Raw genomic sequence first — 15,882 nt, 5'->3', positions numbered from 1 at the left:
CCGAATTTCCGGACAAAAAAAGCCATAGCACTTTCATGGAGTGCTGTGGCTTTTCTGTATATTTACGGTTATGATGCCGATTGTGATAAGCAGCAGTGAAATAATTATTCTGAGGGGCGAAGCGGAGTTGCTTTCTGAGAGCAGAACAGCAGAGAGTATAACTCCGAAAACAGGGTTCATGAAGCCGAAAACAGATATACGTGATACAGGGTTGTATTTCAGAAGAATGCCCCAGACCGTGAAAGCTGCGGCAGAGATGAAAGCGAGATATCCGAGCATTACGGCACCGCTCAGTCCTGCATGTCCGATGCTGCCTCCCGAGAATACTCCGAAAGCAGTCATAGCTATTCCGCCCATAAGAAACTGGTATCCGCTTAACATAACTGGATCTTCGGTTTTCGAGAACCTTTTTGAAAATGATGCGGACATTCCGTAGGAAGCAGCTGAAAGGAGTATCAGTCCCTCGCCCGATAAGCGGAAGCTGAGATCCTCTCCCGATGAGAGATTGATGATCACTACGCCTGCGAAACCGATAATGCATCCGATGATCTTTTTGGGGGACGGCTTCTCGTGTCTGAATATAAGAGTTGAGAAGATTATGGCGAAGAAAACGTTCGATGCGGTTATTATAGAGCTTTTCATACCCGTAGTTCTTGCGAGTCCGAGGTAGAAGAATGTGTATTGCAGGACTGTCTGAAAAAGTGACAGCACAGCAGCTTTAGGTAATGCACGTGGTGAAGGATGCAGAAGTTTTCTCTGCATTATGCTTCCGACTATTATCACCATAATACCTGCAAGAGTGAAGCGCACACCTGCGAAAAGCAGCTGGGACATATTGTCATCTGCTGCGATTCCGAACATTTTATAGCCTATTTTTATACACGGAAAAGCGCTTCCCCACAGCAGACAGCATAGTATCGCTGAAGGGATAACCGTATACCAATGTGTCATTATGTGTTTGTTTTCGGACATATTCCGAACCTCCGAAGAAAAATTATGCGGTAACTGTATCATACACCGGACCGACTTTAATGATTATACCACAAAAAGCGAATTCATGCAATAGAGCGGAATAAAAGAAAGCCCTGAAACAGTTCGGTTTGTTTCAGGGCTTAAGTGCTTATAGTACCTCTTTAGCCTTAGGGGGGGCAGGCGGAGGTGCTTCAATTGGTGCAGGGGCAGGAGGAGCAGCGGATACAACAGCTTCAGGATCTGCATCAGGAGCGTCACCTTCGGGGGGAACAGGTGGCTTTTCCTCTGAAACTGCCTTGTCCGCAGGACCTTGCTCATGCTTTGGCTGCGGCGGCTCCGGATTGCCATTATTATCGGGGGATGGCGGTGCGGGAGCCGATGCATCGGGTGGTGTCTTTTTATCTTTTTCTATGGCATCATGTTTTTCTTCTCTGTTTTTGTCAGACTCGGGTGTCGATGGCGGCGGTGGCGGTACAGGTTTGTCCTCCGCAGGAGTTTCCTTCGGTGCAGGTGGAGAAACAGCATCCGATTTAGGATCTGCGGCGGCAGGTTTTTTGACATCTGCCTTTGGATCGGGAGTAAGCTGATCAGCAGCCTTTGGTTTGCTGACATCGGGTGCAGGCGCTTCGGCAGGTGGTGCAGGAACAGGGGGTGTTTCCTTTATAGCAGGAATAGCTGCACTCTTCTCCTTCACGTTCACCTTGATATCAAGTTCGGAAAGGTTCTTTTTCAGTTCATCGCTGTACTTATTATAGTCCGAAGGATCATCTGTAGAGATGAAAAGCTCAACAGTATCGCCGTTTGAAATTATACCCTTTGATATCTCAAGTTCGAGCAGTTCGTTGGCAACAGTGGAGCTGTCCTTGCTTTTGCCGTTATATTCCTTAAGGAGCTCCTTGCCTTTCTGACTGCTGCTTTCGAGAGAGATGACCTCTCCCTTTTTATTGAGTATCATGCTTATTTCGGCTTCTGAAGATATCATGATAGTTGAATGAGTTTTATAGTTCATAGAGTAATAGTGTACACCGCCTGCACAGATAAGAATGGCACAAGCAGCCGCAGCGGCGATACGCTTCATTACTATATTGTTACGATTTACAGTCTGCTTCTTTTCTGACCCCATTATTACAGGATCGGTAACAGTCTGTCCGACCTCATAGTGCAGATTTGCAGCATGTACGAAGGAAGACTCCTCATCCATAAGAACAGCATAGCCTTCGTGACATTCCATAACTATGTATTTCATGATACTTCACCACCTTTCAGGACCTGCATGATGTGTCCGCGCATTATTTCGTAGCCGTTTGTACATATCAGCAGTACCGCAACGAGATATCTGCGATGACGTTCAAGGGATTTTCGTTCAACTTCGGCACCTTCCGCAAGTTTTGCAATAGGGACCTTTTTCGTCCTTAGAAAGTCTTTCAGCAGCTCGGGATTGTTTCGGGCGTACCTTACGGCTTTCTGACAGACTTCAAGAGTACGTCTCTGACGGGGAGAATTATCGGCTACATCATTCATCGAAACACCGAAATCCTGCATCTGAGCTGAAAGCTCTTCGATCTCCTGTTTTGTTGCTTCACGGAGTTCATTTTCTGCATATTCATCGTGTTCGTCTCTGATAGTGTCGATAAGTTCTGCCTTTTCGTCATCTGAGGCATCCAGAGAGATCTGTCCCATATTTCTTTTTTCCTTACGATAATAGTCTATAAGACGGCTTTTGATCTGAAGAGAAGCGAAATTCAGAAAAGAACCGCGGAGTCGGGAGTATCCTCTGATAGCTTCATAGAAGGCGAACATAGCAATGCTTAGCTCGTCGTCGCTGCTGTCAGGCGGTCTTTTGAGGAATTTAGCTGTTTCAGAACGGATAAACGGCATATATGAAGCGATAAGTTCATCTGCCGCATGGCTGTCTTTTTGTGCCGCGTAGACACGGGATAATATCTGATGAGTGTTCGGATCCATATTTGCCACCCCCATTTGATGATAGTATACGCAAGTCCACTTTTAAAAAGTGGGGTAGTTGAAAAAATAATCCTGAAAAAATAAAAAGGCAGAAAACGGCTATGGTACAGGCAGATGCGAAGAGAGAACTGCATTTTAGCTGACACCATTGCTGCTTTCTGCTTTGAAATACATTTCTTAACTGTATACAGAAATGTAATTATGATCTTTTACTGATTTTCGTCGTGATGGCGAATCTCTGCGCGCTTTATCTTACCGCCGAGAGTCTTAGGAAGCTCCTTGACGTATTCGATAACACGGGGATACTTGTAAGGTGCGGTCTCACGCTTTACGTGGTCCTGAAGTTCCTTTGTAAGCTCAGGTGAAGGCTCATAACCCTCTGCAAGAACTACTGTAGCCTTTACGACCTGACCTCTTATGGGATCGGGAGCGCCTGTTATAGCTGATTCAACTACAGCAGGGTGAGTAAGGAGAGCGCTTTCAACCTCGAAAGGTCCTATACGGTAGCCTGAGCACTTGATAACGTCGTCGTTACGTCCGACGAACCAGTAGTAGCCATTTGAATCACGCCATGCAACGTCGCCTGTATCGTAATTCTCTCCGCCGAGAACAGCCTGAGTGAGCTTTGGATCCTTGTAGTATCCGATAAAGAGACCTGTAGGCTGCTTCTTATCGATGCCGCAGATCATGATGCTTCCTTCTTCACCGTCCTCAGCCTCTGTTCCGTCGGGACGGAGAAGGTGTATATTGTAAAGCGGTGAAGGCTTGCCTGTTGAGCCGGGCTTAGGATCGATCCAGGGGAAGTTTGCGATAAGTACGGTACCCTCTGTCTGACCGAATCCCTCACGCATCTTCTTGCCTGTAAGCTCGTAAATGCGGTTGAATACCTCGGGGTTGAGAGGTTCGCCTGCGTTGCAGAAGTTCTCAATGGAGGAGAGATCATACTTTGTCATGTCCTCCTGGAGCATGAAGCGGTACATGGTAGGCGGAGCGCAGAATGTAGTAAGCTTATAGTGGCTTATTACCTCAAGGATGTCCTTTGCGTTGAATTTGCCTGTAAAGTCGTAAACGAACTGAATAGCACCGCAGATCCACTGTCCGTAGAGCTTGCCCCAGCCGAACTTGGCCCAGCCTGAGTCTGAAATGGACATGTGTAGCTTGTTCTCCTGTACCTGATGCCAGTACTTTGCAGTTACTATATGACCTAGAGGATGAGCGAAGTTATGACAGACCATCTTCGGCATACCTGTTGAACCTGAGGTGAAGTAGATGAGCATAGTATCGTTCACTGTTGTAGCCTGATCGCCTGTGGGACGCTCGAATGTATCGGGGAATTTAGCTATCTCGTCCGAGAAGAAGTCCCAGCCCTCCTGAGGAGCGGCAACAGCTATCTTTTTCCTGAGTGTTGTTATCTGCGGAGCAGCTTCCTGTATCTGTCTGCGGATATACTCGTCGTCGCATGCGATGATAGCGGATATACCTGCCATATTGCCGCGGTAAGCGATATCGTGAGCGGTGAACAGGAGGTTGCCGGGTATGAGGATTATTCCGAGCTTGTGGAGAGCGGTAGAGATAACCCAGTACTCCCAGCGGCGGCGGAGGATAAGAAGAACTACGTCGCCCTTGTGAAGTCCGAGGCTTCTGAAATAGTGGCAGGCCTGATTTGAGAGCTTTGAAATTTCACTGAAAGTGAATGTTCGTTCCTGTTTATCGTGGCTGAGCCATACAAGTGCCTTCTTATCAGGCTCCTGCTTTGCCCATTCATCGACTATATCCCAGCCAAAATTGAAGTTTTCGGGGACGTTTACTCTGTAATTCTCCTTGAAGTCCTCATATGAATCAAAATCTATACGCGGTAGATAACGGTCTAAAAGCATGATGTTGATATCTCCTTTATTAATAGTGTTCCTATTCTTTTATTCAGCGATCATAGTAAGGAATCTTGCCTTTTTATCTCCAACGCAGCGCTGTCCGTGGAGATAAGTAGGGTTGAAATATATAGAATCGCCTTCGTTGAGGATTATCTCGCGGTCGTCGAAAACAACAGCGATGCTTCCCTCGATAACGTAGTTGAACTCCTGACCTGAATGTGATACCAGTTTTGCAGGATCGTCGGATGGTTCAAGAGTTACCAGCAGCGGCTGCATGATCTTGTCTGCATAGCGGTATGCAAGATCTCTGAAGCGGTATCCGGGGTAACGGCTGATGCTTTTGCCCATTCCGCTGCGTACTACCTGATAAGTGTCTATTCTGCTGGGTTCGCCTGTAACAAGTTCATTGAAATCGACATTGAACTTATGAGCGATCTCGTAGATGACGCTGATAGGAAAATCGCCTTTCTCCTCATATTCTGCGTAGACGTCAGGTGATATGCCGAGTTCTCCGGCAAGTTGTTCTGAAGAATAGCCGCATATCTCACGGAGTTCGCGGATACGAGCGGTGATCTCGTTGATATTTTCCATATAGCTGCCTCCTTAGGTTATTTAGAAATAGGTGCAGGGGGAACAAGTTCCCGCTGCGGACAGAACATATTGATATATGCTGTCTGAACATACTATATATAATGATATCACATTATGAGCGTGTTTGTCAAGGAAAGGAGAAAGATAATGAAAAAAACATTATGGATGGCGGTCAAAAAAGGCGAATTTGTTTTGGACATTATAAAATACTAAAAAACGGTACATGGATAAAAGAATAAACCAATATCACATTTGTTATACATGACATAATACGGAAGCTAAATAATACCTATGGTATAGTAAATTTCTGCAAAAACGCGTAAAATTAGTCGTTTTCACCAAAAAAACGTGTGAAATTCTGTTAGCCGAAAATAATTTGTTTACAAACGGTATATTGCAATTATGCGCCATGAATGTTACAATATTGATATATTGTATGATGATATATTAAAAATTAATATATCAAATATTAATACAATAAAACAAAAAAGCTCATACTGTTTTATACTATTTTAATACTATGCACAAATAGGTTTAGTTATAAACAGGTGGTGGTTTTATGAGGAATATGCATATCATACATGAAAAGAAGATAAGAAAAAGCTGTCATTCTTATCAGATCCGATGGTATATGATACGGAGGATGAATTATCCTGATAAAACTCATATGAGCATTTATGAAAGGGAGTGGTATGATGAGTATACACAAACAACTCTACAAGAGGATGTTGAGCGTTATGATGAGCTTGCTCATTATCATGGCGTACATGCCGTCCAATACGGTTTGGGAACGTGCTATTACAGCTTATTCGGCTATTAATTCGGCTGATATTTCCACCGACGGCTCTACCTTTGATAATTCGTCAGCTTTCTCAGCAAACGCAGAGATATTCTCTGATCCGGGATGCAGTAACACATTAAGTCCCGGTACGACGGTCTCGGACGGTCAGAGCGTCTATATCAGCTTTGACTGGAAGATGGATCCATCTTTCTCATCTGAATCGCCGTTCACCATCCGCTTCGATCCTAAGTTCAACCACGCTATCATGGCTGCACAGTCTCCTGCTGTAGTTAACAACGATCAGTGTACTGCAACTTACAGATTTGAAGACGGCTATGTCTATATAGACATCACGCCTAAACCGGGAAATGATACCGATTTTGAAGGTTCAGGCGTAATTGAGGCAAAGGTTGATGCTTCATCTGTTGGTGATGCTGATAGTTTCGAGCTTGGCTATATGGGAGATACGGTATTACTTAATCTTCCCGCACAGACATGCGATATAAGAAAGACATCAGAGGGCATCATCACAAAAGACGGTGATCAATACGCACAATTCAAGGTGACTATAAGCAATGTTTCAAAGGACAAGGGTAAAGTTTATGTAAAGGATACTTTCCCTTCAAACGGAATCTATGCTTATAACGCTGAATCACCTTCATCGGTCCTTTCGGATCTCAAATGCGGCGGTACTGCCATAGACAGCTCGGCAGTAAAGATCAGCGCTGATGAATCAGGCACGGTTACTATGATATTCCCTGAGATAGAAAATCTTCTCAAAGGAAGTACCGTAGAGTACACCTACGCTCTTAAGCTTGATCCGAAAAAAGTTGTTGCGAGTGTAACTTCAAATGTTGATTCCGACAACACTGCATTGCTTTACAGTTCAGCGAACAATGAAAAGGTAAACACAAACTCCGACAATACTGCCTATGCAAATATCGAAAAGCCTGTTCTCAATAAGACTGGCGAAACTGATATGACCAACAAGGTAGTCAACTGGACGATAACGGTTGATCCGAAGGTCCTCGGCGGCGGAGATACATCTAAATGGTACATACTTGACAAACCCGGACAGAACCTGACAGTTGATGAAGTTCTGGAAGGAATCAGTGCTGCAGCACCGTCCGCAGTCAAAGACGGTGACAGTGTAAAGGTTAACATCTCTGATTTCACAAAGAATACAGACGGAAGCTATACACTTACCTATAGTACTGCTATACCTGACGAAATACTCGAAATACCTGTTAACACAAATATCGGAAACAGCTTCGAGATGCATTTCGGCGATATTATTTTGCAGGGCGGTACAGGTTCCGGCAACATCAATAACAGCGGAAAAATCGGCGATGATTACAAGTTCACCAAGGAAGTCGATCATGTTGAGAACGGTGTTATCTGGTGGAAGGTAAATCTTGCTATCCCTGATGTTGATAAACTTACTTCTATCAACGTCCGTGATGCATGGGAGACCAATTATGTACTTGAAACTTCGGTAAACAATAATATGTCTTTTGAGGGCGGAATAGAAAACCTTCAGTTCTCAGTTGACGGTACAAGCATTCCTGCCGAAGAAATGACACCGAGGTTGAACAATATCCAGAAAAATGAAAGATCACTCAGCTTCGATATCACTGACAGTGAATTCTTAACTGCAAACCGCGGAAAGACACTGACAGTACTTATTCCTCTGGAAATGCTCGGAGATGAAACAGATATCTATGGAAATACAGTTAATGTAAACTATAATTTCCCTGTGGGAACTGTTTCACAAAATCAGCAGGAAGCTATCAAGAAGCCAAAGCTATCGATAAAAAAGATTGTTGCTGATAACGGAAGAACATACAATTATGATGCGAACTCCGATTTCAATCATACGCTTTTCTGGCTTCTCAAGATTCAGAATGAAGAGGACTTTGAAGCAGGTCAGGAAATAAGCATACATGATATCCTTCCCGAAGGATATGAATATGTTCCCGACAGCGCTTATTATGGCGGTGTTGATAAGGATAATTCCGCTTATAGCGATAATAACGGTTATTTTGCATGGGAATATGAAGGCGCAACAAGTCATGATGCTGCATTTACCACTTTCGGTAAGGCATCGGCAGCTAAAAGCCAGAATGCTGTTGATTTCAGCTTCACTATCGATGCTGAAACAGCAGAAAAGCTTAACTCTGATTGCGGACACAAGATCGTTGTCGGATATGCTATAAAGATGAGCGACGAAGCGGCTTTCAAATTCGATTTTGAAGGCGTCGGCAAGAAGTTCAAGAACACCGCTGAGCTCAGCCTTAACGGTGAAAAGCAGTCCAGTGCATCTAAGGATCAGGATGTAAATCCGAAAAAAGACTTTATCGAAAAAAGTCACGTAATGGGCGAAGGTGCCAAGAGCAACTTTACCATAAACGTAAATAAGGATTGCAGAAAGCTCTCGACAGACGGCAAGCTCATCGTTGATGACTGGCTGGGCGGCGATATGGAGTTTCTTTCTCCTATAACTATCAATGATAAGCAGTATAAGCTTATCGATGTCGATAATAACGAGAATGACAAGCTCTATGCACACCTTGAATCTGTTGATGACGGAACTCTCTTGGAGGGTGCTGCCATCATAAGAGCAGGTACAGGTAAAAAACTCTCGCTTCCTCTTGAGGACGAGACACATTATGTTATCAAGTATTCTGCATCAGTAAATCAGGTAAAGGGCTCTGTACATTTCAGCCCACAGGAAGAAAAGGCACGTTACGGAAATACTGCGGTAGTACGCAATTCCGACGGCTATTCGGTTTCAGTCTTTGAACAGCTTTCTTCTTCGGAATACAAAAACAACTTTACTGCATCTGCTGCAGGTACAAAGGCTGGCTTTATTATCTTCAACTTCGAGAAGGAATGGAACGATAATAATACAAGCAAAACAGGACGTCCGAATTCTATCACACTTGTTATTGAACGCAAGGATCTGAAAGATCCTTCTGCAGAGCCTGTTATATCTGAAGAGACTATCACTCTCAATGATAACGCAGTTGAGCAGAACGGCAAGTGGGTGTTTGCACTGAAGCTTCCTGCATATGAAGTTCATGCAGGCCAGACAATACACAAGTATGAGTATAAGATAAACGAGAAACCTCTTGAAGACTATCAGAGCGTATGGGGCGGCGATGATCTCAAGGAGGGCGTATCAGTTTCGGATGATATCATCAAAGCAAAGTCAGGCGGAGTTGTAAACAGCACCCTGACCAACACCAAGATCATCTCTGATACTATAAAGGTAAGCAAAACTGATATCACAGGTCAGAAAAATGTCAGGGGAGCAACTCTCAGGATAATCTCTGACGATGAAAATATCAAGTGGGGAGCTGTTCTTGACGGAAACTCGGATGTAACTGCTGTTACAAACAGCGAAGGCAAGGTAATAGGTATCCAGTGGATATCCGACGGAACCGATAAAGAGATAAAGTATCTTTCAAGTGGCGACTACATCCTTCGCGAATTCGGCGGTGCTTTCAAATCAGGCACAACAGAATACTCGATCGTTACAAGTGATCTTAATTTCAAGATCTCAAACGGTAAGCTCATAGACAGCTCGGTAAGCTCTGATGTACTTAAACCTGCTGCTGATCCCAATGCAGATTCAGGCTATTACATGTACGATCAGTCTAACCGTAAGATAACTGTATGTGACGCAGAAGCAGAGGTAACCGATGTTACTATAAGCAAGAAGGCTGCAACAGGAACAGATGAACTTCCCGGGGCACAGGTAGAGCTTATATGCGCTGGTTACGACTGGAGTGATATACTGGCAGCTGATACTGACGTTTCACTTAACGAAGACGGTACAGGTATCACATGGAAGTCGGGAACTGCTCCCAAGACCTTCACACTTAAAACAGGTACATACATCCTTAAGGAGACAGGCGCTCCGAACGGATATGCTTACGCTGAGGATATCGAGTTTACAGTCACCAATGACCATACAGTCAAGATAAACGGTGAGGAATTATCCGACACTACCGTAGTAATGAAGGATAATGCTGTAGGCATAAAGATAAGCAAGAGAGATGCAGGCGGTCAGGAACTTCCTGATGCTGAACTTTCTCTCTATCGTACAACAGATGCAGACGGCAAGCCTCTTGCAGAAGAAGTTCTCGTAAAGAGCTGGACTTCCGGCAGCACTCCGCTTACAATAAGCGAAGGCGTTATTGCAGGTGCATCTTACAGACTTAAGGAAGATACAGAGCCCGCAGGCTACAAGAAGGCTTCCGACATCACATTCACATTAGATAAGTACAACAACATCAAGGACGTTACAGGCGGAGATTACGATGCTGAAACAGGCGCAGTAGTAATGATAGACTACGATGCTGAGAAAGGCAAGGCAGAGATATCCAAGACAAGCCTCAACAGCAGCGAACTTATAGGCGGTGCAGAGCTTGCTGTATATAAGGCAGAAGATATCGGCGCTGACGGCAAACCACTTGCAGGAAAGACAGCTGTTGCAGCATGGACGTCCGAAAAAGGCAAAACAAATACCCTCGGTGATCTTGATCCCGGTGATTATGTTCTGATAGAGGTTAAAGCTCCTGACGGATACGTAATCGCTGAAAATGTTCCTTTCACAGTTACAGCTTCGGCTGAACCTGTACAGGTAACAATGAAGGACAATACCACAAAGGTCACTATCTCAAAGACAGACATCACAGGCGATAATGAAATAGCAGACGCAGAGCTTCGCGTACTTGATTCTGAAGGAAATGTCATAGACTCATGGAAATCGGAAGCAGGAAAGAAGCACGAGATCAACGGCGTACTTAAGGCTGGCGAGACTTATATCCTCCGTGAGGAAGGCGCTCCCGACGGATATGCTTACGCTGAAGATATTGAGTTCACAGTCAATGCAGACGGTTCAGTTACAACAGTAACTATGAAGGATGACGTAACAAAGGTAAAGATATCCAAGACCGACATAACAGGCGGCAAGGAGATACCCGGTGCTGAGTTACAGGTCATCGACAAGAACGGAACAGTTATCGATTCATGGACTTCCGAGGAAGGAAAATCCCATGAGATTAACGGCGTACTTAAGGCAGGCGAGACCTATACCCTCCACGAGGAAGGCGCTCCTGAGGGATATGCTTACGCTGAAGATGTTGAATTCACAGTCAATAAAGACGGTTCAGTTACAGAAGTAACAATGAAGGATGACGTAACAAAGGTAAAGATATCCAAGACCGATATAACAAGCGGCAAGGAGATACCCGGTGCTAAGTTACAGGTCATCGACAAGACCGGTACAGTGATCGATTCATGGACTTCCGAGGAAGGAAAATCCCACGAGATCAACGGTGTACTTAAGGCAGGCGAGACCTATACTCTCCACGAGGAAGGCGCTCCTGCAGGATATACCTACGCATCTGACGTTAAATTCACAGTAAATAAGAACAACGAAGTAACTGCTGTCGAAATGAAGGACGAAGTTACAAAACTGACAATATCAAAGACAGACATAAATACAGGTGCAGAAATACCTGATGCCAAGATACAGATCCTTGACAAGAACGGCAATATTATCGACGAGTGGACATCCGAAGCAGGAAAGTCACACGTTATCGAAGGAAAACTCTCAGCAGGCGAGACATATACGTTCCATGAGGATACTTCACCTGCAGGATATGATGCTGTATCGGATTTCACATTCAGTATCAACCAGAAGGGCGAAGCAGTAAATCTCGGAGTTGTCACAAACGGCGAAGCAGAGCTTTCAACAGACGGCAAGACACTTATCGTCAAGGACCGCAAGAGCAGGATAATCACAATAAACAAGACCGTACTCGGCGGAACTCCTGTTGATAATGCTTCATTCACTCTTAAGGCTTCAGGAAGCGATGCAGACCTTAACGGCGTTAAAGTCAAGGTCGGCGAGAAGGAATACACTGTAAGCGATACGGATAAAACTTCAATAGAATTTGAAGGAAACGCATCTGATATAACAGGTCTTAAGAATGGTACTTACTCCCTCAAGGAAACAGCTGCTCCCGACGGATACAAGGTGGTTTCTGAATTCACATTCGAGATCAACGATGACGGAGGACTTGAAAAGGTAACTGTTTCCACAGAAGGCGACAAGGTAACTTCAAAGGGCGATGTTATCACGATCACAGATGATATTTCAGACATAAGCATAACAAAATATGATGTTACAGACGGCAAGAAGGAGCTTAGCGGTGCTGAGCTTACTATCACAGGAACTTCATCCGCAGACTGGGCTGCAATAGCTGAAAACTCTTCAGAAGGCGTAAAGGCAATCGAAAACGGTCTTACATGGACTTCAGGCGATACTGCTGTACACATCAAGGGACTTCCTGACGGAGAATACACTCTCCACGAGAAAGGCACAGACGGAAAGACTGCTATCAATGGCAAGGAATACTACGTTATTGAATCTGACGTTAAGTTCACCATTGACAACGGAGTTATCGTCAAGAAGGGTGAGACTTCCCTTACAGACGGAAGCTACGAAACAAACGATAAAAACCTGACTGCTTACATCACTGACGAAAGCACTATCGAAGTCAACGATGCTATAGTACCCGAAGCTAAGAAGATAACTATCAACAAGAAGGTAGTATCCGACAGCGAGGACGGTTCAGATGCAGCAGCTTCATTCAGATTGTATGCGGATGAGGCTCAGTCACTTGATAAGGTAACTGTAGGCGGAGTTTCGGCAGAGGTAAAGACTGATGCGGAAAGCGGCAGAAAGTATATCGAATTCACAGGCATAAAGACAGACGTAACAGGTCTGACTGACGGCAAATACACACTTGAAGAAACAGCAGCTCCCGACGGTTATACCGTAGTATCTGCATTCACATTCAACGTGAGCGGAGATAAGGTAACCAAGGTCGATGCAGCGACTACAGGTGCACAGAAGGTCGTTAAGTCGGAAAGCGGTGATTCTATCACCATCACAGATGATATCTCGGTTATCAACATCGACAAGAAGGGCCTCGGCTCGGACGATACAAAGGTTGAAGAGATAACATCGGGAACTGCAAAGTTCACACTCACTTCCGAAGGCGATGCAACATTTGAGGGCGTTTCGTTCGGTGACGGCAATGTAAAGGGCAAAGCAGGTCAGAAGTCCATTGACATCGAGGGCAATTCAATAAAGATAACAGGACTTAAGGACGGCAAGTACACTCTTACAGAAACAGCTGCTCCTGACGGATTCATCACAGTTACAAATATCGGTTTCGAGGTAGAGAACGGTGTAGTCAAGAAGGACAGCACAACAGTTTCTACCGACGGCGATGTAAAGCTTTCGGATGACGGCAAGACACTTACTGTACTGGATAAGAAGTCTACAGTTGAAATATCCAAGGAACTCCTCGGAGCAGGCGAGAAGCTTGCAGAGGACAACAAGGCTTCATTCAGACTTACAGGTTCAGACCTTAGCGGAGTTACTATTGACGGAAAGGCAATAGCTGCTGAAAAGGATGCGGCAACAGGTCTTTCTTCAGTTACATTTGAAGGAAACGATGCTGTATTCAGAGGACTTAAGAACGGTACATACACACTTGAAGAAACAGTTGCTCCTAACGGCTGCACAAAGATCAATAATGTTGCAGGAGAGACAGTAACATCCTCCTTCACATTCGAGGTCAAGGACGGCAAGCTCGTTGACGGCAGTGTTTCAACTATCACAAACGGCAGTGTTGAATTCAAGGACGGTAAGGTCATCGTAAAGGATGCATTATCAACTGTAGAGTTCGACAAGGCAACACTTGGCGGAGAAGCTCTTGAAGAAGGCAATATCGCTAAATTCAAGCTCTACGCTGATGAAGGTCAGTCCTTCGCTGACGTAAAGGTAAAGGGCGAAAAGGTCAAGGCTGAAACTGATGATGCATCCGATAAGGAATTCGTTGCATTTGACGGTAACAAGGCAGTATTCAACGGACTTCAGGACGGTAAGTACTCACTGGAGGAAACTGCTGCTCCAGACGGCTATACAACAGTAACTACATTCACGTTTGAGGTTAAGGAAGGTCATGTTGTCAAGGAGAGCATAACAGCTGTAACTGACGGTGACGTTTCTGCTGACGGCGATAAGATCGTTGTAAAGGACGCAAGATCTGTACTGACTGTTGATAAGAAGGCACTCGGTGCAAAGGAGATACCTGAAGAAGCAGGTAAGGCACAGTTCACACTTACTGCAAAGGACACAGACCTTGGCGGAGTTGTTCTCGGCAAGAATGGCGAGGCTCTTACATCTGACAAGAAGACAGTTGAATTCTCAGGCAACAGCGCTGAGTTCACAGGTCTTAAGAACGGAACATATATCCTTAAGGAGAATGCTGCTCCCGAGGGATATGAAACAGTGACAGAGTTTGAATTTACTATCAGGAACGGCAAGGTCGATAAGGAGAGCATAACAGCTGTTACAAACGGCAATGCTTACATCGATGAAGTTACAGGACATCTGGTAGTAGAGGACAGACAGAAGGATACCATCACTATCGATAAGAAGACCATTACAGGCGGAAATATCCCCGAAGCAGCAGGAAAGGCAACTTTCATACTTACTGCTGATGAGGGTACGCTTGAAGGCGTTATCATTAATGACGGCAAGAACAAGACCACTGTTACAAGCGGTAATACAGCAGAATTCACAAGCAACAGCACAGAACTTTCAGGTCTTAAGAACGGTGTCTATACACTGGAAGAAAAGACCGCTCCTAACGGATTTACAATTGTAAGCAAGTTCAAGTTCAAGGTAGACGGCGGAAAGGTATCTCTCATCGAAGCAGATACAACAGGTCACTATGCAGTGAACGAGAACGGCACTGGACTCATCGTTAAGGATGATTACAGTGAGCTTTCTATCGACAAGAGAGACATCACAGGAAAGACAGAAGTTTCAGGCGCTAAGCTTGAAATAAGAAATCCCGATATAGACTGGACCGATATTGTCAATGCCAACGCAGATGATACGGCTGAAGGCGATAACAAGATAAGAGTTATCAATGAGGACGGCAAGACAGTGGGAATCCGCTGGACATCTGGTGACGTTGCAAAGATCGTCAAGGGACTCATCGACGGTACATATGTACTCAGAGAGACAGGCGATGATTTCGAGTCCGGCAAGGTAAGATACACAATAGTATCATCTGATCTTGAATTCGAGATCAAGGGCGGAAAGCTTGTAAGGGTTGAGGGCGATGCCCTTAAGGAGTCGGCAGATGCTGATTCAGAGGAAGGCTACTATCTTGCAGATAAGTCCAAGAATGAAATAGTTGTAAATGATGCTAAGGCTAATACAACTACTTCTACTACAAGCACATCCTCAACTACAACAACTTCTACTACAACAACAAGTACAACAGCGGTAACTTCTACAGTTGACACAACAGATTCAACTGATACTTCCGCAACTACTACCACATCAACAACTACCACAACAACGTCGACAACTACAACCACATCGACAACAACAACGTCGACTACAACAACAAGTACATCGACAACAACCACAACATCGACTACTACCACATCAACAACTACAACATCAACTACGACAACGTCGACCACAACAACATCTACAACATCAACTACAACTACAAAGGCAAGTACATCGTCGATGTCCACAACAACAAGCACAACTACTACAAAGGCAAGTACATCGTCGAAGTCCACAACAACAAG

6 protein-coding genes are annotated in these 15,882 nt (G+C 44.7%); 1 reads left to right on the top strand and 5 read right to left on the bottom strand.

Features of this window, described 5'->3' with window-relative positions; all coding sequences use genetic code 11:
• Window positions 1-33: 33 nt before the first annotated feature.
• The 5 genes from BT127_RS07560 to BT127_RS07540 all read right to left on the bottom strand — a co-directional run bounded on the left by BT127_RS07560 (window position 34) and on the right by BT127_RS07540 (window position 5,399).
• Window positions 34-972 (bottom strand): DMT family transporter, encoded by a 939-nt coding sequence (locus tag BT127_RS07560; RefSeq protein WP_075424422.1) that lies wholly within the window; start codon window positions 970-972, stop codon window positions 34-36.
• Between the two features lie 148 nt (window positions 973-1,120).
• Window positions 1,121-2,218: an anti-sigma-I factor RsgI family protein gene (locus BT127_RS07555; RefSeq protein WP_075424421.1), complete on the bottom strand. Its 1,098-nt coding sequence runs from the start codon at window positions 2,216-2,218 to the stop codon at window positions 1,121-1,123.
• Window positions 2,215-2,937, bottom strand: a complete 723-nt coding sequence (locus BT127_RS07550) for a sigma-70 family RNA polymerase sigma factor (RefSeq protein ID WP_075424420.1) — start codon at window positions 2,935-2,937, stop codon at window positions 2,215-2,217. Before BT127_RS07550 ends, BT127_RS07555 begins: the two co-directional genes overlap by 4 nt.
• 209 nt (window positions 2,938-3,146) lie before the next feature.
• On the bottom strand, window positions 3,147-4,814 hold the full coding sequence (locus BT127_RS07545) for an AMP-binding protein (protein ID WP_175541933.1): 1,668 nt from the start codon (window positions 4,812-4,814) through the stop codon (window positions 3,147-3,149).
• A gap of 39 nt (window positions 4,815-4,853) precedes the next feature.
• On the bottom strand, window positions 4,854-5,399 hold the full coding sequence (locus tag BT127_RS07540) for a cupin domain-containing protein (protein ID WP_075424418.1): 546 nt from the start codon (window positions 5,397-5,399) through the stop codon (window positions 4,854-4,856).
• A 737-nt stretch (window positions 5,400-6,136) separates the two neighbouring features.
• On the opposite strand from BT127_RS07540, the gene BT127_RS07535 reads away from it, so the two are divergent.
• The coding region (locus tag BT127_RS07535) for a SpaA isopeptide-forming pilin-related protein (RefSeq protein WP_075424417.1) at window positions 6,137-15,882 on the top strand (9,746 nt) is incomplete at its 3' end.

Source organism: Ruminococcus sp. XPD3002, from assembly GCA_900119535.1.
GTDB classification, from domain to species: Bacteria; Bacillota; Clostridia; order Oscillospirales; family Ruminococcaceae; genus Ruminococcus; species Ruminococcus flavefaciens_H.
Note: the sequence above shows the minus strand (reverse complement) of the source record. Positions and strands in the feature narration are given on the sequence as shown.